Here is a 19,299-nt window from a genome sequence, read left to right on the forward strand (position 1 = left end):
CGCATCCAATGTACATCACCGCCCCGGAGAAGTGAAACAATTTTCACCGGAAGGGATAAAAAAATGTGTCTGTTTTTTATCGTTGCGTTGCCCCCGCCGTTCCGGTAGTGTTTGGGCATTCTTCCGCAGGGGTTTCTTGCGGATATTCCCGGTTTGCAATGAGTGATTTATCTGAAAATACCCCGGTTACTTCCAGGATGAAGGAGGGGCGCGGGCGTCCAGGCGGAACGTCCGTGAGCCGCATTCTTTCCGTGATCTTTTTCCTGGCGGCGCTGGGCGTGTTTTTAGGAGGAGCCTTTTTCTGGCTCCGCAAGCATCAGGCGGCGAAGGATTCTTCTGAGGCGGCGCGGATTTGCGCCACGCCGGAAATGCTTTCCGGAAAGGTGAATATCGCCTTGAAGGATAAAGTGGATTACAGTTTCTGGCCTCCTCATTACGTTCCTCCCATGGAGCGGCAGGACTTGCTGCGCCAGTGCCTCCAGACGGCCCAGCAATACTTGAGCTCCGGCGACATGGTGCAGAAATCCTCTTTCGTGTGGAATTCCCTGGAAGCGCTGCCCCTCATGGTCAAACATTATGCCGTGACCAAGCCGGAAGTCATGCTGAGCCGTCCCGCAGGCCCTAAAAAATTTGTGCTGCTTGAAGTGGAGGGCTACCCCTGCGCCCAGCTTCTGGTTGCCTTTACCGATTCCCCCGACATGGAATTCTGCTTTTTCCAGGATGAAAAGGACGGGCTCTGGAAGCTGGACTGGCAGCAGTTCGCCCGCTACCAGCCGCAGAACTGGGAGGACTTTGTCCGCGGCAAGGGGGAAGAGATGGGGGAATTCCGGGTCTGGATGATCCGGGACCGCATGTCGGAATCCAGGGATGATTACGCGTACAGGCTGATCGCTCCCGGCATGAACGGCACGAATGACCGCAGCATTGCCCGTCCCATGGTGTACGTACCCAAGAAGTCGGACATGGGCAAGCGCCTGTTCATGCTGTTTAAAATGGATGAGGAAATGCTTAATTCACCGTACAAGGTGCTCAATGCAAACGATGACCGTGGCGCCCTCCGCGTCCGCGTCCTGCTTTCCCGCAGCAAGGAGCCCAACCGCAAGGGGGAATATTCCTTCACGCTGGTAAAACTGCTGGGGGAAGGGTGGTATGGACTTTCCGCGGCAAAATAGGCGGAAATGGAAGATCCGGGTGTCTGACAAATGGTGGCGCTTGTAAATGATCCCTCCTTCAGGGTATCAGGGTGAATTTGATTCTGTCGGAGTTGCTTTCTTTCGTCCCGTCCTTGAAGTATAGCGTCACCATGCAAATAACATATCCTCCGGGCCAGGTTTCAGGGTCGTCCGGCATCTTGGCGCCGTTCAGGTCATGCATGGTGACGCTGGCCACGGAACTGCTTTTGTCCGTCTTTTTGGCGGTTACGGCTTCGCCGACGATCGTCCAGTGGTACTCGACTCTTTCCAGATTCTTGTGCCTGTTGGTTTCATCCAGAGTGTAGCTGGCCCTGTAATCATATGTTTCACCCTTCACGGGATACGACGGGCCGCTGAGTGTGACGGACCAGGCAAAGACATTCGCGCTGCAGAGGGAGAACAGGAGGATTAAAATAGAGAAAGGTTTCATAGACTAACAAATTTATTATTTTCTAAAGGAATTGATTGTCAACTGTTTTTTTCTTGATTCCTATTTCTAGGAATCCCGGATTTTGTAGCGGGAAAACTGTTATTAATCCCTATTTTATGAAGTCAAAGATGCGATGTATTCTTTAATTTCTTCTCTTGTTTTTTTGTCGCTTGAATGAAGAAGTTCATGGAATATGCTTGTAACGTCAAATGATAAAATCAACATCTTGTCGTCTTTGTTGAATGTGGCGCAAACGAGTACGTATTTACCGTTCTCCTTCTCTCTGATCAGGCCGGTCCCCCGGTGTATTTGGCCTTCATGATTTTTCCTGATATAATCATCAATCAAACTTTTCATTTCCTCACAGGTTTTAACGTTCCTGTAATCCAGCGAGATTGGATTTTCCATATTCTTGACAGACTCCTTCAATTCTTCTGTCACCAGGTGAATGTCGGAGGCTGGAGTCTGGTCTGAATAAGATAAATTCATGAGGCTGCAGGAAATGCATGCCGTGATCAGTGTTTTTATGTGGAATCTTTTCATGGGTCTATTGTTTTTTGTTTTTCTTCTCTGAATTTTTATAACGTGCATGTTTTCATTGTTTTACGGAATGGATGGGCAGGAAAATGGATTGTTGATCATGCGCTCATGAAAACAGTGGTGCGGATGCCGGGAAGGGGGGGAATGCCGTTGAGGATTTTTTAAGGAGAAACATTACCGGAGCCTGTGGAAACGGGACGGATGTACGATGGGGCGGGGCCTGGGGCTGCGGGAACGGTAGCGGGGCCCCGGAGGAGGAAGCGGTCTTGCATGCCTGCGGGGCGCCGGCGGAAAGTACTCGCGGCGCACGTCCACGGGCCAGGAGTGGCCGCGGTAGTGCGGGCGGGGATTCCATGCCGGGACGAGGCACCCGCTGTGAATGCCGCTGATGAGGAAGATGGGCTTTCCTCCGGGAGAATAGGCGTAAATGGGGCGGCCGCATGGGTTGTAGCCCCAGATGGGGAAGCCTGCAGAATCGTACCGGATGAATATTCTGTCTCCGGCGGGAGTGCGCAGGACCTCTCCGGCATGGACTCCCGCGGCGGCCTGTCCGGCGGAAAAAGCGGCGAGGGCCAGCAGGGCGCTTCCGGCACAATAGGAGAGGATATGGCTTTTGGCTGATTTGTTTTTCATAAGACGTACAGGGTAGGAGCTTTTAATGGAAAGCGGATGAATCCGCCGTTTTTGTTTAAAATATGTTGGAGAAGGGTTTTCACAAGCGGCGGTAATCCCTTCTTGACCTGCCGGGGTGTGCCGGGGCAAAGTGGCCGCGTGACCAGATTCAGACCATGCATTGACCTTCACGACGGCAGGGTGAAGCAGATTGTAGGCGGTTCCCTGACACGGGATGAAGCGGGTTTGCGTACCAATTTTGTTTCCGACCGGGATGCGGCGTGGTATGCGGATCTCTACCGTCGGGACGGCCTGACGGGAGGTCATGTGATCAAACTGGGCCCCGGCAATGAGGAAGCCGCCCTCTCCGCCCTGGCCGCGTGGCCGGGGGGGCTCCAGGTGGGGGGTGGCATTGTTCCGGAAAATGCGGAACAATGGATTGAAGCGGGAGCCAGCCACGTCATCGTCACGTCCTGCCTGTTTAACGCGGAAGGAAAATTTTTGCAGGAAAGGCTGAAGGACCTTGTTTCCGCCGTCGGCGCGGAACGGCTGGTGCTGGATTTGAGCTGCCGCAGGGTTTCCGGCGGCTGGGCCGTAGCCATGAACAAATGGCAGACCCTGACGGAACTCCGGGTGACGGAAGCCACGCTGGACATGCTGGCGGAACATTGCGCGGAATTTCTCGTGCATGCCGCGGACGTGGAGGGACTGTGTTCCGGAATCGACCTGGAATTGGTGGAATTGCTCGGCGCATGGCGGCGCATTCCCATGACTTATGCGGGCGGAATCAGCCGGATACAGGACTTTAAAGAAATAGACGCCTTGAGCGGAGGCGCTCTGGACGCCACCGTGGGGAGCGCCCTGGATTTGTTTGGAGGCCGTTTGATCAGGTATGCGGACCTGGTGGAAAGGCAGCGGGGGGAAACGGAAGCGGAAAAGGCATGAAACTGGCCCTGAAAGTCATCCCCAACGCCAAAAAGAGCGAGGCCGCAGGCTGGGAGGAAGACCCGCGGACGGGTCGCACCCTGAAATTGCGCATTGCCGCTCCCCCCGTGGAAGGGAGGGCAAACAAGGCCGTCATTCTTTTTCTGGCCTCCTGGCTGGGCATTCCCAAAACCTCCGTCATCCTGCTGCGCGGAGAAACGGGGCGGCTGAAGGTGGTGGAACTGCCGGAGGAATGCGCGGAAAAGCTTTCCCGGCTGGTACTCTGAACGCGCCTTCCGGCCATGCGGGCAGCCCGTTCGGAGGGAATGTGTTCCCGTTTCTGCATAGAGGAGTTGCATTGCATGCGCATCATCACGTGTCAAACGTCAGACATGTCTTAGCAGGCCGTTGACGCAAACCGTAAAAATATTTAGAGTGCCCGCATGAGCGACGAAGAACAGAATCAGAACGCGGATGCCGGGGAAAAGGAAATCCTGGAACAGGCGGAAGGAGCGGCCGCAGAGGAACAGGAAGCTGTGTCTTCACTGGAAGAGGAACTGTTGAAATGGCGGGATTCCGCCATGCGCACCGCAGCGGAATACGACAACTACCGCAAGCGCATGGTGAAGGAAAAAGAAGAGTGCGCCAAGTTTGCCAACCAGCGCCTGCTGGAGGAACTCCTGCCCGTCATCGACAATTTTGAAATGGGCATGGCCGCCGCCAGCGCGGATGCCTCCTCCATGATCTACGTGGGCATGAGCATGGTGAAGAAGCAGTTGGACGAATTCCTCGCCTCCAACGGTGTGCAGGCTTTGGACCCGGTTGTGGGCAGCATGTTTGACCACGCCACGGAAGAAGCCATCCAGCGCGAGCCTTCCGACCAGCCGGAGGGAACCGTCCTGCGCGTTATCCGCAAAGGTTACACGTTGAAAGACAGACTTCTGCGCCCGGCAAACGTCGTGGTGGCCCATGCGCCGGAACCCGAGCCCGAAGTTTGACCGTTTTCCAACATTCACGCCACATGGCTAAAAAAGATTATTACGAAATCCTGGGCGTTTCCAAAAGCGCCACAGATGACGAGATTAAAAAGGCCTACCGCAAGCTGGCCCTGAAATACCACCCCGACCGCAACCCGGACGACCCCTCCGCGGAGGAAAAGTTCAAGGAGCTGGGGGAGGCTTATGAAGTGCTTTCCGATGCGGACAAGAGAGCTGCCTACGACCGCTTCGGCCACGCCGCCTTTGAACAGGGCGGAACCGGGGGCGGCGGCTATGCCGGAGGCGGCGGGTTCCAGGACCCGATGGATATCTTCGCCCAGATGTTCTCCGGAATGGGAGGCTTTGCGGACATGTTCGGGGGCGGCGCCCGCGGCGGCCAGAAGCGTTCCAGCAAAAGGCCCGGCTCCGACCTGCGTTATGACCTGGATATCACGCTGGAGGAAGCGGCCCGCGGCTGCACCAAGCAGCTGGAAATCGAACGCTTGGTAACCTGCAAAACCTGCCATGGCTCCGGAGCCAGGGAAGGAAAGGAAGCGTTCAAAACCTGCCCGACCTGCCAGGGGCGCGGCATCATCACCCAGCAGAGTGGATTTTTTGTTCAGCAGTCTACCTGCCCGACGTGCCACGGCACCGGGGAAATCATTTCCGACCCGTGTCCCGTCTGCCACGGAGAAGGCCGCGTGAGGGAGGACTCCCATATCACCATCCGCATTCCAGCGGGCGTCACTACGGGCAGCCAGCTCCGCATTGCCGGGGAAGGGGACGCCGGTGTCCACGGAGGCCCCACGGGGGACCTGCACGTATTCATCGACGTGAAGCCGCACGACATTTTCCAGCGTGAAGGCAACGACCTGAGTTGCACCGTTCCGGTGCCTCTGGCTCTTGCCGTCACCGGCGGCAAGCTGAAAGTCCCCACTCTGGACGGAGCCGCTACCATCAAGCTGCCGGAAGGCACGCAAAACGGCATGATCTTCCGCCTGCGCGGCAAGGGCGTCAAGGCCCTGCGCAGTTCTGAAGTCGGGGACATGCTGGTGGAGGTGGAAGTGGAAATCCCCACCCAGCTCAGCAAGGACCAGACGGACAAGCTGAACGCTTTTGCGTCCACTCTGGATGAAAAGCGCAACCAGCCCGCCTGCGTGGCGTTTGCCGACAAGGCCGCCCGTTACCTCAAGAACAAATAAAGGCCGGAACAACTTTCCTCGCACATGGCGCGCTTCTTTCTCCCCCCATCGGAATGGTCCGCTCCTGTCTGGGAGCTCCGCGGGGATGAAGCGCACCATGCCGCCAAGGTGCTCCGCCTGAGACAGGGAGACGCCTGTGTGGTCTTTGACGGCCGGGGGCGCGCCGCCCATGCCGTGGTGGCGGAAACCCCGCGCAGTTCCGGCGTACTTCTGACGCCTGGAGCGGAGTGTCCCCCCGCTCCGGCCCTGGCTTCCGTGACGCTTTGCCAGGCAATCCCCAAGGGCGCCAACATGGACCTCATCATCCAGAAGGCGGTGGAACTTGGCGTTTCCGCCATCGTCCCCCTCATCACGGACCGGACCATCGTACGCCTGAACGCCCGCGAGGCGGAGGCCAAAAGGCAGAAATGGCAGCGCATCGCCTTGGAGGCCTGCAAGCAGTGCGGGCAGAACACGCTCCCAGCCGTGGAGCTTCCCGTGCCATTTGCGGAATGGCTTGGCCGCGGTGCGCCGAACGATCTGAATGTGATTGCCTCCCTGGTACCCGGCGTGCGTCCCGTGCGGGACGTTTTGGAAGAAGCGCGCGGCCGTTCCGTAAAAAAAGTCTCCCTGCTGGTAGGGCCGGAAGGGGATTTCACGGAGCAGGAAACCGCGGCGGCCCTGGAGGCGGGATTCGTTCCCGTGACGCTCGGCCCCATCGTCCTGCGGGTGGAAACGGCCGCCTTTTTCGGTGTGGCCGCCATGCGGTACGCGCTGGATTGAGTCTTCCCCTACACATACTCCCATGTTCAAGAATCTGATTTTCGATTGGTCCGGTACGCTGGTGGACGATCTGGCGCTGACGCTGGACGCCTCCAACTACGTCTTTTCCCAGTACGGCAAGCCCTGCATGAACAGGGACGAATTCCGGGCGGAATTCCAGCTCCCCTATCCGGACTATTACGCGCGCGTCCTGCCCCAGGCGGACCTGAACGAACTGGAAGACCATTTCCGTTACGCCTTCCGCGTTTCCACCGCCACGGTGGAGGTGCTCCCCCACGCGCGGGAATTCCTGGAATTCTGCCGCGCGCGTGGCGTGCGCTGCTTCATCCTGACGAGTGTGGACGCCAAGGAATTTGACATCCAGTGCCGGGAACTGGGAATGATGGAATACTTTGAGGCCATTCATGCGGGCATCCGCCACAAGGACACCCACATCCATACCCTTCTGGGCCAGCATGGCCTCCATGCTCATGAAACCGCCTTCATCGGGGATATGCAGCACGACGTGGAGACTGCCCACCATGCCGGAATCACGTCCATTGCCGTTCTGACCGGCTACAATGACGCCGCCCAGCTTTCCCGCGTAAAGCCGGACATCATCGTTCCGGATCTGCTCGTCCTGCGCACCCTGATGCGCCGCTACGCCCTGCCGTCGGACACGCAGGACTCCATCAACATCCACGGCCTGGAACTGGACTCCTTCATCGGCGTGCCGGATGAGGAACGCGCCTCCATGCAGACGCTGAAGGCGGACATTACCTTTTACCCGGATGAAGCCCTGTCCGGATTGAACGATGATTTTTCAAAGACCGTCTGCTACGATTCCATCGCCCAGGCCCTGAGGACGGAAGCTTTGGCGCATCCCCGCAAGCTGGTGGAGACGCTGGCAGAGGATCTCGGCAACGTCTGCCTGGAACAATTCGGCGCGCGTCATGTGGTTGTCACGCTGCACAAATTCATCCTGCCGCGCACGGACAGCGTTTCCGTGACGGTGCATGCTTCCCGGCACCGTTAACGGAGTGTTCCCCTCTTTGGGGCATAAAAACCGTGCAAAATTGTTGAGCCTGACCTGCATCATGGCTGGATAAAACGGCATCCTTTTCCGCGTCGCGTACGGAGACTCCCCTCTTCTTCCGGCTGCGGCCTGCCGTCTTGCACAGCCCCGTACAGGCATTTCCCAGCGGCGGATGCCGGACGCAAGCTCTGGAAAATGCGGTCTCTTTTCTGAACAGGAATATGTCCGGAAAAAAGTCCGTGAAAAACGGGTGCGAGCGACAGGGCGCGCTTACTTTTCATCCTTTTTCATCGGCCGGGACAGAAAGCCCACCAGCTTGTCGTAATAAGCCTTGGACTTGTCGTAGTATGACTGCGGGTCGATGTCCAGCTTGGTGCGGAACAGGAGCCAGAGCTTGTGGAAGGTGTTGACGCGGTAGCGGATGTCGAAGATGCGGAAGCCGCCCGCCTTCATCTTGTCCAGAATGGTGTGGTAGATGAGCGACATGGCCTGAGCGGGGACGAGGGCCGCCTTGTCCTCCGGGCTGAGCCGGCTGTATTCCTCTTCCGCATCCCGGAAGAACTGTTCCGCCAGGTCCGCCTCATATTGCAGCAAATCCTTTAATTGAGAAGAATATACGCCGTTGCGCAAATTCTCCAGAGTATAGCCGAAGCGGTCCATGTCCTCCCTGGGAAGGTAAATGCGGTTGGATTTGTTGCAGTCTTCCGCCACGTCCCGGATGATATTCACCATCTGGAGGGCGTGCCCCAGGGCGATGGCATACGGGTAGGATTTCTCGCTCGCGCCCATGATGCGGGCGGACGTCAGTCCTACGCAGCACGCTACGCAGTACGTATAGTCCAGAAGTTCGTCACGGGTGAGGGGCTGCTGCTGGTGAATATCGGAACGGCAGCCTTCAATCAGGTGGAGCATGGGGGTGGTGTCCAGGTCCAGGTCCTGGATCAGGGCTACGATGTCTTCTTCAAGTTCCGACAGTTCCAGCCCCTGTTCACCGTTGATGACTTTGATCCAGCGGTTGAGGGCATTGTGGCGTTCCTGGGGCGTCATTCCGGGCTCGTCCACAATGTCGTCCACGGTGCGGCAGAAGGCGTAGAATTCCGCCATGTGGCGGCGTTCCTCTTCCGGAAGGTCAATGAGAGCGAAGGCCAGGTTGGATTTGGCCTTGCTGGTAATGGTCTGGGCTTGGGTCATGTCTTGACGGAAAAAACTGCCTGGCGGCGCATGGCGGGGATCAGGGAATGAGTCCCCAGTGGGAAGTAAAGGGCCACAGGCAGAAACTGGCGGGGCCTACGATGTTGTATTGGTGCACGGGGCCCCAGTAGCGGGAGTCGAAGGAATTTTCACGGGTGGAATTGTCCCCCAGCGCCACGTATTCCCGCAGGTAGGGGCGCTTTTTGTCCTTGGACAGGTGCACGGTGGTCCCTTCCGTAATATAAGCCCTGCCGTCCAGCAGGCTCAGCGGAGCGGGAAGCGCCACGTAGCCGCAGGGCTGGTAGGGGGGCTTGCCGGAGGCCACCCGCTGAATGGTCCATTCCGTGGCGGGTTCTCCGTTTACGATTAATTGGGAGTCCTTGATGCTCAGGGAATCCCCCGGTACGCCGCAGAGGCGCTTCACGTAGTGGGTGCCTCCTTCCTGTCCGGTGCTGCTGCCCTTGTTGGCGATGCCTTCAATGCCGCGCGTGTCGAACACGAAGACTTCTCCGCGCTCCGGCTTGCGGAAGTGGTAGGCCATCTTGTTCACCAGAATCAGGTCTCCGGCGTCAAAACGGGCGTTGACGATGGTATCTCCGGGCAGGTAGGTTCTGAAAGGCGTGTTGCGCTCAGCCTCGAACCGGGGCTCCTGATTGAGGAAGTAACGGCGCGTTTCCGCCTCCGCCGCCGGGATTTCAAGCGTGGAACCGTCGTCGAACTGCACGTTGGTAACGGTCAGCAGAAGATATTTGGTACCGGGCACGAAGCGGACGATCTTCTTCTCCTTCTGGGCCGTTTCATGGACATAGGAGCCGCCGTAAAGGACCATGTCCCCTATTTTCTTCATCATGGAGGGGGCTCCCTCCTGAGGAATGGCGCGGATACCGTTCAGAGAAGGCTGCATGGAGCCGGTCGGGATGCGGAAGGGCTGGACCACATAGCAGCGCAGTCCCAGGAAAATGGCCAGAATCACGAACAGAACCTCCACATTCTCCGCCAGGCCGGAGGGCAGCGCGCCGGGAATGGCTTCCAGCGTGGATTCCAGTTTGGCTGTGACGAACTCCGTCTGCTGCCTGTCACCGCGCAACAGGGCGGTTTTCAGCAAATCCCGGTTTTCCTGGAATTCCACCAGCCGTTCGGGCGGCAGGATGTCGCGATTGTAATTGATGTAGCGGCGCACCGCTTTCAGGGCCATGCAGCCCTTCCTGCGCCATTTGGGCGTGAACCAGGCCAGGGGATGGTCCAGTATAAACACCAGGATGGCATCCGCTACCGGAAAGTGATCGAAAAGGTAGGCTAGTATGGACTTGTGCGGACTGTTCATGAAGTGCTGGTGCCATGATGCCCCGTCCGGGGCCGTCATGGAAGAATAATTTACGCTACGGAAGTCCCATTTTTCCCGGATTGAGCAAATTTCCCGGGTCTAGGGCGGATTTTACGAGCTCGTGCAGGTGGAAGGCGCCTTCCCCCACGGCTTCCCGGAACCATTTGGCTTTCGCCAGGCCGATGCCGTGTTCTCCGGTGATGGAACCTCCGCAGGCCAGAACCCAGTGGAACAGCCTGTCCACGCAGGCGTCCGCCAGGGCCTTTTTTTCCGGGTCCGCGTAATCGTCCACCATGATATTGGTATGGATGTTGCCGTCCCCGGAATGGCCGAAACAGGCGATGTCCAGCCCCGTTTCCCGGTGCATGGACTCGCAGAACTCCACCAGCTCCACCAGGCGGGACCTGGGGATGACGATATCCTCGTTGAGCTTGGTCATGCCGGTGGCTTTCAGGCTGTAGGAAAACTCCCTGCGGAGCTGCCAGACGGCTTCCGCCTCCTCTTCCGTATCGGCTCTCAGAATATCCGTGGCGTTGCATTTTTCCAGCAGGGCGCACAGGGAATCCAGTTCTTCCTTCACGGCGGCCCGCCTGCCGTCCACTTCCACGATCAGGTGCCCGCGGCTGCCGGAAGGGAGGGAACTCTCCCCCAGATAGGCCCGGGCGGCCTGGAGAGTGAAGCTGTCCGTGATCTCCAGCGCGGAGGGAAGATGTCCGCCGGCCAGTATCCGCTGTACAGCGGCGGCGGCCAGCGGAAATTGGGGAAAGCTGACGCTCAGTGCGCTGAAGGTTTCCGGATGGGGAATGATTCTCAGGACGGCACGCGTGATGATGCCCAGCATCCCTTCCGAGCCGATGAAAAGGTCGCCGAGGTCGAAGCCCGTCTTGTTCTTATGGGTGCGTCCCCCGCATTCCACCACTTCCCCGCTGGCAAGCACCACGGTGAGCCCCAGCACGTAGGCTTTGGTGACTCCATATTTCAGGCACCGGGGACCTCCCGCATTGGTGGCTATGTTGCCGCCTATGCTGCATTCCTTCCTGGAAGCCGGGTCCGGCGGGTAAAACCAGCCCAGGGCGCGGACTTCGCGCTGGAGGTCCGCCGTGATCACGCCGGGCTCCACCACGGCCACGCCGTCTTCCGGAGCTATTTCCAGAATGCGGTTCATCCGTTCCAGCGACAGGCTGATGCCGCCGCGCACGGGCACGCACCCGCCCACGTAGCCCACGCCCCCGCCGCGCGCCGTGACCGGAATGTTCATGGAGGAGGCATAGCGCATCAGCAGGGAGACGTCTTCCGTGCTTTCCGGGAAAACGACCAGTTCCGGCAGCACGGACGCGTACCATTTATCCCCGGCGTGAAGAGCCAGGACTTCCGGGTCCGCGGAGGTTTTTCCGCGGCCCAGAATGCGGGAAATGTCCTCTTCCAAAGACATGAACTATTTCAGAATGGGCGTGGAGAAGCAGTCCGGGCGGTGGAAATCAGGTTCTCCGGAAAGATCGTCCGCGGTGGTCAGGAAAATCTGGTCCGGGGTCTCCAGAATGAACGTAGCCGCCAGCTTGCAGTCGCGGATGTCCACGCCCCGCAATTCATTCAGCGGAATTCTCGCCATGGCGCACCAGCCTTCGTCCGTCAGGATGCATTCGGTATCCACGGCCAGTGGAGCGGGAATGTCTTCATTCGCGCGGCGCACATCCGTAAAGGCGCAGGCCCACCAGGCTCCGTTGGGGGCGAGGTTGAATTCCCAGTAATTGGTCCCCTCACCGGAGGCAAGGAACCATTCGGCCAGGTCATACCGCCACAATTCCGGCTGAAACTGGCCGGGCCGGGCGTCCGGATGCACGGTGGCTTCCCTGTTGCGGGCGGCCAGGAACCAGAGGTACTGGCCGTCCGTGGCAAAGGCGAATTCCGCGCTTGGCTCCACATCGTAGCCGAACCAGTCATTGACGAGTTCCTGCCGGGGCAGGGAGACGAGCTGGTCAAAGCTCCCGTTGAAAGCCCATTGATGAATGATTGCTTGCATATCATCACCTTTGGACAGTTTGGCGATTTTATCAAGCCAGATCGTCTTATGGGCTTGGATATTGACGCGAATTCTTCATGATGGGGGCTGTCATGCATTTTCAAAGGACCTTGAACTTGGGTTCCGGCGGCCGGACGCCGGATTACCTGGCCGTATTCATCGGAGGATTTGGGGACGTGATGCTGGGCTGTCTGAGCCGGCTGGAGGCGGCCTTCCCCGGTTTTCTGCCTGCTACGGCGCATGCCACCGCCTATTACCACTGGGACGGCGGCGGATGGGGTGTATTCAGGGACAGGTGCGGACGGATTGCGAAAGACCTGGAACGGATGCGCCGGGAACTGCCGGACGTGCCCATGGTGCTGATAGGCCACAGTTACGGCGGCTCCTGCGCCGTGGAAGTCGCAAGGCGGCAGGCGCCGTGTCCCGCCCCTCTCTGCCTGCTGACCATTGACGCTGTAGCGCGGCGGCAGAAAAACAGCCGTCCGGAATCCGTGGACTGGTGGGGCAACTCCTATCTGGGTGAAGGCGGAGGCTTCATGGATGCCGTTCCCAGGATGGGAGGACGTTGGGGCCATTGCAGCGGGGCGGACGTGAACCTTTCCTTTTCAGGCTTCCGCGCGGATCGTGCAGGCCATCCCTACTGCCACCGCAGGCCGGGTCCCATGCTGTACGAATCCCCGTCCGAAGAGGAGCGCAGCCTGTATGAAGAAGCCGCCTTCTGGCTGAGGGGCGCGCTGGGGCGCTGACCTTCCGGAACTCGGGTTCCTACCGGTCCAGTTCGTCCCACTGCACCAGTTTGGAAAGAAGCTGGCTGATCAGGCGTTCCGTCTGCTTCCGGGCATCCTCTTCCGGCAGGTTGACCAGGTCGCCGTAGGCGGTGGACACCTGGAAATAGGACCAGCGCTGGTCCATGCCATAAAGCACCCTGTCTTTCATGTCCGTCATGGTGCGTTTCAGGTGGTCTTCCGTCATGTGCCCGTGGCCGATGAAAACGTAGTAATGCATGCTGTCCAGGATGGTGGGCTTCGCCTGGCCCGGAGTCACGTTCTGCTGGGACTTGAGCTTGGTCATGGCGATCATGCCGCGGCCTTCCACGGGAACTTGCACCGTGCTTCCCGTCAGGTTGAAATGTCCCTGCGCCGGAAGGCAGCGTTCCGGGCGGTGGATGGAATTGTTCAGGTCATGTCCGGACTTGACGATGGAAACCCGGCACAGGGCCGGAGCCTTTTCCGGGGCCGCGACGCTGATGGGCAACTGCTGGAGGTAGTCCGCTTTGGAAAACTCCGTATCCGCGGCAAGAATGCTGCGCTCGTCTTCCGACTCCTGGCGGCGCGTGCCGTGCCAGCCGTCCGGATTCAGTCCCGTGGGCAGTTCCATGCTGATGGAGGAGTCGAAAACCTCCCCCTTGCGGGGCATCAGGTAAATGCCGGCGAGCATGGCGGCCAGCAGAAAGGGAAGAAGCAGGATGTTGAGCGTTTGGTATTTCATGGCGCGGGGAAAACGCTTATTGGGCCTTGTTCATTTTGACGACTACCTTTTTGCGGCGGAATGGGTTCCAGATCATTTCCCCGGCCAGCAGGGAATGGACGCAGGCCAGCCCCAGCAGGCAGATGGGGAAAAAGAAAAGCAGGCCCGACCAGTCGTGCCAGGTTTTGGCCGCAAACCGGGCGTCTCCGTATTCCGCCATCACCACGATGCTGGCGATGCGCACGCCGTTGCCGATCACCGCCAGCGGAATGGCGCTGAGAAAAAGCACGCACTTTTTCCAGAACTTCAGGTCTGAGAGATAGGCCCATGCGGCGGAAAGCATGATCAGGGCCATCAGGGAGCGCATGCCGCTGCATCCGCCGGCTATGTTGAACGCATCCCAGTGTCCTTCCGTGGAGCGGATATTGGTGCCCTGGAGGTAGGTGTCCACCCCGAAAAGGCTGCCGCCCAGGTGGCCGAACTGCGTGGCGATGATTTGCAGCTCTACCGTGGCCTGCTGGAAGGAAGGTAGCGGAATGCACAGCCAGAAAAAGAGCAGCGGGAAGGCGCATATCCTGGCCGTCTGGGGGCCGGCTAGGTACCATGCGCCTCCCAGCAGGATCAGGGGCAGGGCGCCCATGGCCACGCGGGGCTGGCCTACGCGGAAGGAAAGCATCAGCAGGATGCAGGCCGGGACAAACAGCAGGAGCCCGCGCCAGTCGATGCGTTTGGGCGCGCGGATGATGCAGTGCCTGGCATGGTACAGCATGAAGGCGATGATGGGGATCACCAGCCAGCCGTGTTCATAATCCGTCTCCGGGTTCCATGCGGAAAAAAGCCACTGGAAGCCGTTCTGGTTGCCGCCGGGGCCGAATTCGGCAATGGCCAGGTAGGGCCACGCGAGGAGCAGGCCGCTCGAAACAAGGGCGGCGAGCATGGGGACGGTCAGAAATTTCTCATGCGCGGCGGGGTTGGAGGAATCCATCATGCAGAAAAATCAAATTGTGAGAATTAAGTATTGCGATTATCCGGTCCTGTGTTCAGAATGCGTCCGCTTTTCAGTTTCCGGTATGAAGATTATCAGCGGTACAGCACACAGAGAACTTGCGGAGCGCATTGCGCAAAGCGTAGGTATTCAGTTGACGGACGTCACGGTGAACACTTTCCCCGATGGAGAAAGTTTTGTAAAGATAAATGAAAACATCCGCGGCAGGGATGTTTTCCTCATTCAGCCCACCTGCCCGCCTACCAACCATAATATCATGGAATTGTGCGTGATGGTGGATGCCGCCCGCCGCGCCAGCGCCGGGCGCATCACGGCCGTGATCCCCTTCTTCGGGTATGCCCGCCAGGACCGCAAGGACCAGCCCCGCGTTCCCATCACCGCCAAGTTGGTGGCCAACCTGCTGACCGCCGCCGGAGTGGACCGCGTGCTGACCATGGACCTGCACGCCGCCCAGATCCAGGGCTTCTTCGACATTCCCGTGGACCATCTGTATGCCGCCCCCGTGCTGATCCGCCACTTGCGCGAACACTATGTAAAGGACCTCAACAACCTCGTCGTCGTTTCCCCGGACGTTGGCGGCGTGAAAATGGCCCGCGCGTATTCCGACGCCCTGGGCGCGGAACTGGCCATCGTCGCCAAGCACCGCTTCAACGCCACGCATGTGGAAGCCATGAACGTGATCGGCGAGGTGGAAGGGCGGGACGTCGTCCTGATTGACGACATGACGGAAACGGCCGGCACCCTGTGCGCCGCGGCCAACATCCTGAAGGAGCGCGGAGCCCAGCGCGTGTTTGCCTGCGTATCCCACGGCGTTCTGGGGGATATGGCCCGCGACCGCATTTCCGGCTCCTCCATCGAACGCGTGCTCACCTCCGACACCGTTCCCATGGCCCACGGCCCCAAGGTGGACTGCGTGAGCGTGGGCGATCTGCTGGGCCACGCCGTGCAGCGCATTCATGACGGAGAATCCGTATCATCATTGTTTGACATTTAGCAAATTTTAGTGCAGAGTCCTGCGCCCTGACCTGAGTATCGGTTTACACGGGTTCAGAAATCCCGGCGGGGCCTCTGCCTGAACCCGATTAGGAAACATTATCAATCAACACTCAATATTGCCTCTATAAGACATGGCTACATCCCATTCCCTCAAGGCCGAAGCGAGAGCCTGCGGCTCCGGTAATCTGAAGCAACTTCGCAGCCAGGGACTCGTTCCCGGCGTGGTGTACGGTCCCGGTTTTGACAATGTCAATATCCAGGTTGACGCCCGCGAATTTTCCCGCATGCTGGCTTCCGCCGTTTCCGAACATATTCTGGTCGCTCTGGACATCGACGGCAAGGTTGTGAAGGTCCTCCTCAAGGAAATCCAGCACAACCCCATCACGAATGCCTGCCTGCATGTTGACTTCCAGGCTGTGAAGGACTCCACCGTCATCCACTCCATCGTTCCCGTGATTCTGGAAGGCGACCCTGCCGGCGTAGCCCTGGGCGGCGTGCTTGACCAGACCATTCATGAACTGTCTGTCACCTGCCAGGTCAAGGATCTGCCTGAATCCATCAAGGCTGACGTTTCCGGCCTGAAAGTCGGAGAAAGCCTGAGCATCGCTGATCTCAAGCTCCCTGCCGGCGTGAACACGGAACTGGCAGGCGATGTGATCGTGGCCATCGTGGAAGCCCCGCGCATTTCTTCTGACGAAGCCGCTCCCGCCGCCGCGGAAGCTGCTGCTGAATAAACGGGCATCAATCCCACTTCCGGGCCCGGAGCCGTTTTTACGGCTCCGGGCTTTTTTTTGTCGCAAACACGGCGTCTTCTGGTAAAGTGCAGGATAAGTATCCGTTAAATCAATTTGAAAAAATCCTCAGATTTATGAACAAGTCTCTTTTACTGGCATTGTCGGCACTGGTTCCGTTCTCCATGGCGGATGAAGTAAAACTTAAGGATGGAACCGTTTACAAGGATTGCACAGTAGAGGTGGAAACTCCGGAATCCATCAGCGTCATGGTCGTGGTATCCGGGGGAATCAAGGAATCCAAGACCATCAAGAGAGAGCTGATTGAGACTATCACGAAGGCTTCCCCGGCTGAATTGGCCGCGGCCAAGATTGACAAAAACTATGCCAATCCGGAAATCATGAGCGCCAAGGAGCTGGAAGCAGCCCAGAAAGAGCTGGACGCCGTGATCAAGAAAAATCCCCAGGGAGAGGTCCACGATGCCGCCGTGAAGGCCCGGGCTACGATCGTGGTCCTGCTGGAAGAGAAGAAACTGGTGGAAGAAGCCAAGGCAGTGCAGGAAGCCAAGGAGGCGGCGGAAGTGACGGTCCGTACCAAATACGATCATGAGGCCGGCAAGCTCCTGAAACGGTTCAAGGCGCTGAATACTGCACGCAAGCCCTACCAGGCAATGGCCGTTTATGACCGCTTGCGGCAGAATTACCCCGGTTCCGCCGCCCTGGCGGAGGCTTATCCGGACGCTGTGAGAATTTCCGCGCAGGTCAACCGGACGCTGGATGTCATGATTGCCGCCAAGGAAAAATCCTTGGAAAAGGAACGCCAGATGCTGAGCCGGGAGGAGGAAAAGCGCCGCGCGAATGCCAAGCTCACACAGGAGCAGCGCTCCGCCTTGCTGGATGCCTTCCAGAAAAAGCAGGTTGCTCTCAGGGAACGCGAAAACCAGTTGACGGAAGTGCACCGCGCCCACCGCAAAAAGGTCAGGGAGCGCGGGGACAGATGGTTTGAACCCACCGCCGGTTCCCTGGAAGCCATGCGCGACATCAAGCTGGTGGCCTCTACGGATGCGGAACGCCTGAAGAATCAGGAAAAGGAAACCGGAGCGGGTTCTGCCGCCCTGAAAAAGGCCTGGGAGTTGTGCGACGAGAAAAAATTTGACGAGGCTGAAGAGGTTCTGGCGGACATCCGTTCCGCCCAGGTTCCCAGGGAATATTATGAGGAACTGCGGGAAACGGTGCGCGTGGGGCTCCAGGAACAGCGTGCCCGTGAGCGCGCGGAACGCGCGGAAGCCGCAAGAAAGATCCGTGAAGAACGGGACAAGAAGCGCCAGGAGGAGCGGGAAGCCGCCAAGGCTAAAAAGAAAAAATAATGCGCCGCTTGCGGAAAATGCCCGCAGTCCTGTGAATTTGACGCCGCATGGTCCCTCTGCCTGGGCCGTGCGGCTTTTTGCCGCACGGACGGAGTACAAACTTTCCGCATGCGGTATTTCCTGCTTTCTTCCGCCGCCTCTTCAGTATAGAAGAGGCACATGAGGAATGCTTCTTGCAAACGAGTCACGGGTGAAACGGACATCAGCCTGGAACTGAATCTGGATGGCACGGGATGCGCCGCCGTTGCCACGGGCCACGCATTTTTTGACCATATGCTGGATTTGCTGGCACGTCATTCCTTGATGGACATGACCCTGCAGGCCAGGGGAGACCTGGAGGTGGACGCCCATCACACGGTGGAGGATGTAGGCATTGTGCTGGGAGAATGCATCAAGAATGCCCTGGGGGACAAGAAGGGCATCGTGCGCTATGGCTGTTCCCATCTCCCCATGGACGAGACCCTTACGCGCGTGGTCATGGACCTGAGCAACCGCCCGTACGTGGTATTCCGCCTTCCGGAAGGCGGCCTTCCGGACGCACCCAACTTCCCGCTGACCCTTTGCGAGGAATTCTGCCGCGCCCTGGCGAACAACCTGCGCTGCAATCTGCATGTGGAAGTGCTTTACGGCAGGGACGGCCACCACATTGTGGAATCTGTCTTCAAGGGAATTGCTCATGCACTGCGGCAGGCCGCCGCCATTGATCCCAGGGCCGCCGGAATCCTCCCGTCAACCAAGGGCATGCTGTAAGCCATGAAACTCGGTGTGATTGATTACGGGGCGGGCAATCTCCGCAGTGTGCTGAATACGTTTGAAGCCGCCGGAGTGCACGGCCATCTGGTCCGCACGCCGGAGGAGGCGGAGGGCATTACACATCTGGTGCTGCCGGGCGTAGGCGCGTTCGGAGACTGCGCTGAAAAGCTCCGCCGCCAGGGGCTGGCCCCCTTGATCCGGGAGTGGATTGAGGCGGACAGGCCTTTTCTGGGCATTTGCGTAGGTTATCAGGTTCTCTTTGAGAGCGGGGAGGAAAATGAAGGAGTGCCCGGACTGGCCCTCTTCAAGGGCCGTGTGGTGCGTTTCCCTGAATCTGAGCTCAAGGTGCCCCACATGGGCTGGAACCGCCTTTCCCTGTCCCATCCGTCGGATTCCGTCTGGCAGGGCATGGGGGAAGATCCCTATTTCTATTTTGTGCATTCCTACCATCCCGTTCCGGAAGACGGTTCCCTGGTTGCGGCCTCCTGTACCTACGGAGTGCGTTTTGCAGCCGCCATCAGGCGCGGAAACCTGGTAGCCACGCAATTCCACCCGGAAAAAAGCCAGAAGCTGGGAGTGCAGCTGCTGAAAAACTTTGTTTCCCTGTAGGCCGTTTTTCCTGCCTTGACGGGTGAAAATCCGTCCGCCGGGGGAGAATATTCCCGCAGGGGTGCCGTTCCCGAATGAACACAATGGAGGGAATCTGGTCTTATATGGAGGCGCCATGAATAATACTTCCTCTTTTGGATGGGGGCTCCTTGCCTGCGTGTGCATGGCAATGGGATACCC

General features: G+C 58.6%; 22 protein-coding genes. 13 read left to right on the forward strand and 9 right to left on the reverse strand.

Annotated features, from left to right (window positions below; genetic code table 11):
- Positions 1-158: 158 nt before the first annotated feature.
- Positions 159-1,172, forward strand: a complete 1,014-nt coding sequence (locus V3C19_RS03280) for a hypothetical protein (RefSeq protein ID WP_295933699.1) — start codon at positions 159-161, stop codon at positions 1,170-1,172.
- A 58-nt stretch (positions 1,173-1,230) separates the two neighbouring features.
- Here the strand turns inward: V3C19_RS03280 and V3C19_RS03285 are convergent, their stop codons facing one another.
- The 3 genes from V3C19_RS03285 to V3C19_RS03295 form a co-directional block, all read right to left on the reverse strand.
- Positions 1,231-1,623, reverse strand: coding sequence for a hypothetical protein (locus V3C19_RS03285; protein WP_130083026.1), 393 nt, complete (start codon positions 1,621-1,623; stop codon positions 1,231-1,233).
- Between the two features lie 114 nt (positions 1,624-1,737).
- On the reverse strand, positions 1,738-2,166 hold the full coding sequence (locus V3C19_RS03290; protein ID WP_295933702.1) for a hypothetical protein: 429 nt from the start codon (positions 2,164-2,166) through the stop codon (positions 1,738-1,740).
- Between the two features lie 171 nt (positions 2,167-2,337).
- Positions 2,338-2,796: a hypothetical protein gene (locus V3C19_RS03295; protein ID WP_295933704.1), complete on the reverse strand. Its 459-nt coding sequence runs from the start codon at positions 2,794-2,796 to the stop codon at positions 2,338-2,340.
- A gap of 138 nt (positions 2,797-2,934) precedes the next feature.
- Between V3C19_RS03295 and hisA the strand changes: the two genes are divergently transcribed.
- From hisA to V3C19_RS03325, 6 genes are all read left to right on the forward strand, one after another.
- Positions 2,935-3,720, forward strand: a complete 786-nt coding sequence (gene hisA, locus V3C19_RS03300; RefSeq protein ID WP_295874047.1) for a phosphoribosylformimino-5-aminoimidazole carboxamide ribotide isomerase — start codon at positions 2,935-2,937, stop codon at positions 3,718-3,720.
- Positions 3,717-3,986, forward strand: coding sequence for a DUF167 domain-containing protein (locus tag V3C19_RS03305; protein WP_130083022.1), 270 nt, complete (start codon positions 3,717-3,719; stop codon positions 3,984-3,986). The genes hisA and V3C19_RS03305 overlap by 4 nt, the downstream gene beginning before the upstream one ends.
- Before the next feature lie 156 nt (positions 3,987-4,142).
- Positions 4,143-4,697, forward strand: coding sequence for a nucleotide exchange factor GrpE (locus tag V3C19_RS03310; protein ID WP_067571326.1), 555 nt, complete (start codon positions 4,143-4,145; stop codon positions 4,695-4,697).
- A gap of 23 nt (positions 4,698-4,720) precedes the next feature.
- Positions 4,721-5,878 carry a molecular chaperone DnaJ gene (dnaJ, locus tag V3C19_RS03315; RefSeq protein WP_067571328.1) on the forward strand — a complete coding sequence of 386 codons (1,158 nt, stop codon included), beginning with the start codon at positions 4,721-4,723 and terminating at the stop codon, positions 5,876-5,878.
- 24 nt (positions 5,879-5,902) lie between these two features.
- A complete protein-coding gene (locus tag V3C19_RS03320) occupies positions 5,903-6,640 on the forward strand; it encodes a 16S rRNA (uracil(1498)-N(3))-methyltransferase (RefSeq protein WP_295933707.1) in 738 nt (245 codons plus the stop codon).
- 22 nt (positions 6,641-6,662) lie between these two features.
- Positions 6,663-7,655: an HAD hydrolase-like protein gene (locus V3C19_RS03325; protein WP_130083020.1), complete on the forward strand. Its 993-nt coding sequence runs from the start codon at positions 6,663-6,665 to the stop codon at positions 7,653-7,655.
- Positions 7,656-7,925: 270 nt separating this feature from the next.
- Here the strand turns inward: V3C19_RS03325 and V3C19_RS03330 are convergent, their stop codons facing one another.
- The 4 genes from V3C19_RS03330 to V3C19_RS03345 are packed head-to-tail and all read right to left on the reverse strand — an operon-like array spanning position 7,926 to position 12,190.
- Positions 7,926-8,846, reverse strand: a complete 921-nt coding sequence (locus tag V3C19_RS03330) for a phytoene/squalene synthase family protein (protein WP_295933712.1) — start codon at positions 8,844-8,846, stop codon at positions 7,926-7,928.
- Positions 8,847-8,886: 40 nt separating this feature from the next.
- Positions 8,887-10,209 (reverse strand): signal peptidase I, encoded by a 1,323-nt coding sequence (gene lepB, locus V3C19_RS03335; protein WP_295933714.1) that lies wholly within the window; start codon positions 10,207-10,209, stop codon positions 8,887-8,889.
- A gap of 16 nt (positions 10,210-10,225) precedes the next feature.
- Positions 10,226-11,602, reverse strand: a complete 1,377-nt coding sequence (locus V3C19_RS03340) for an FAD-linked oxidase C-terminal domain-containing protein (RefSeq protein ID WP_295933717.1) — start codon at positions 11,600-11,602, stop codon at positions 10,226-10,228.
- Positions 11,603-11,605: 3 nt separating this feature from the next.
- Complete coding sequence (locus V3C19_RS03345) at positions 11,606-12,190, reverse strand: DOMON-like domain-containing protein (RefSeq protein ID WP_295933719.1); 585 nt, start codon at positions 12,188-12,190, stop codon at positions 11,606-11,608.
- A gap of 110 nt (positions 12,191-12,300) precedes the next feature.
- Here V3C19_RS03345 and V3C19_RS03350 point away from each other — a divergent pair, with 110 nt between their 5' ends.
- Entirely contained in the window at positions 12,301-12,936 is a 636-nt protein-coding gene (locus V3C19_RS03350; RefSeq protein WP_130083015.1) for a hypothetical protein, read from the forward strand.
- Positions 12,937-12,955: 19 nt separating this feature from the next.
- Here V3C19_RS03350 and V3C19_RS03355 read toward each other — a convergent pair whose 3' ends face one another.
- Both V3C19_RS03355 and V3C19_RS03360 read right to left on the reverse strand, forming a co-directional pair.
- Positions 12,956-13,678 (reverse strand): exosortase-associated EpsI family protein, encoded by a 723-nt coding sequence (locus V3C19_RS03355; protein WP_130083014.1) that lies wholly within the window; start codon positions 13,676-13,678, stop codon positions 12,956-12,958.
- Between the two features lie 16 nt (positions 13,679-13,694).
- A complete protein-coding gene (locus tag V3C19_RS03360) occupies positions 13,695-14,645 on the reverse strand; it encodes an exosortase/archaeosortase family protein (protein WP_295933721.1) in 951 nt (316 codons plus the stop codon).
- Between the two features lie 82 nt (positions 14,646-14,727).
- Between V3C19_RS03360 and V3C19_RS03365 the strand changes: the two genes are divergently transcribed.
- The 5 genes from V3C19_RS03365 to hisH all read left to right on the forward strand — a co-directional run bounded on the left by V3C19_RS03365 (position 14,728) and on the right by hisH (position 19,119).
- Positions 14,728-15,657, forward strand: a complete 930-nt coding sequence (locus V3C19_RS03365; protein ID WP_067571348.1) for a ribose-phosphate pyrophosphokinase — start codon at positions 14,728-14,730, stop codon at positions 15,655-15,657.
- Between the two features lie 133 nt (positions 15,658-15,790).
- Entirely contained in the window at positions 15,791-16,393 is a 603-nt protein-coding gene (locus tag V3C19_RS03370) for a 50S ribosomal protein L25 (protein WP_130083012.1), read from the forward strand.
- A gap of 134 nt (positions 16,394-16,527) precedes the next feature.
- Positions 16,528-17,757 carry a hypothetical protein gene (locus V3C19_RS03375; protein ID WP_295933725.1) on the forward strand — a complete coding sequence of 410 codons (1,230 nt, stop codon included), beginning with the start codon at positions 16,528-16,530 and terminating at the stop codon, positions 17,755-17,757.
- A 159-nt stretch (positions 17,758-17,916) separates the two neighbouring features.
- Complete coding sequence (gene hisB, locus V3C19_RS03380; protein WP_295874027.1) at positions 17,917-18,507, forward strand: imidazoleglycerol-phosphate dehydratase HisB; 591 nt, start codon at positions 17,917-17,919, stop codon at positions 18,505-18,507.
- Between the two features lie 3 nt (positions 18,508-18,510).
- On the forward strand, positions 18,511-19,119 hold the full coding sequence (hisH, locus tag V3C19_RS03385; protein WP_130083009.1) for an imidazole glycerol phosphate synthase subunit HisH: 609 nt from the start codon (positions 18,511-18,513) through the stop codon (positions 19,117-19,119).
- Positions 19,120-19,299: the final 180 nt, after the last annotated feature.

This window comes from Akkermansia sp. AE01SA01 (genome assembly GCF_036417395.1).
GTDB lineage: Bacteria > Verrucomicrobiota > Verrucomicrobiia > Verrucomicrobiales > Akkermansiaceae > Akkermansia.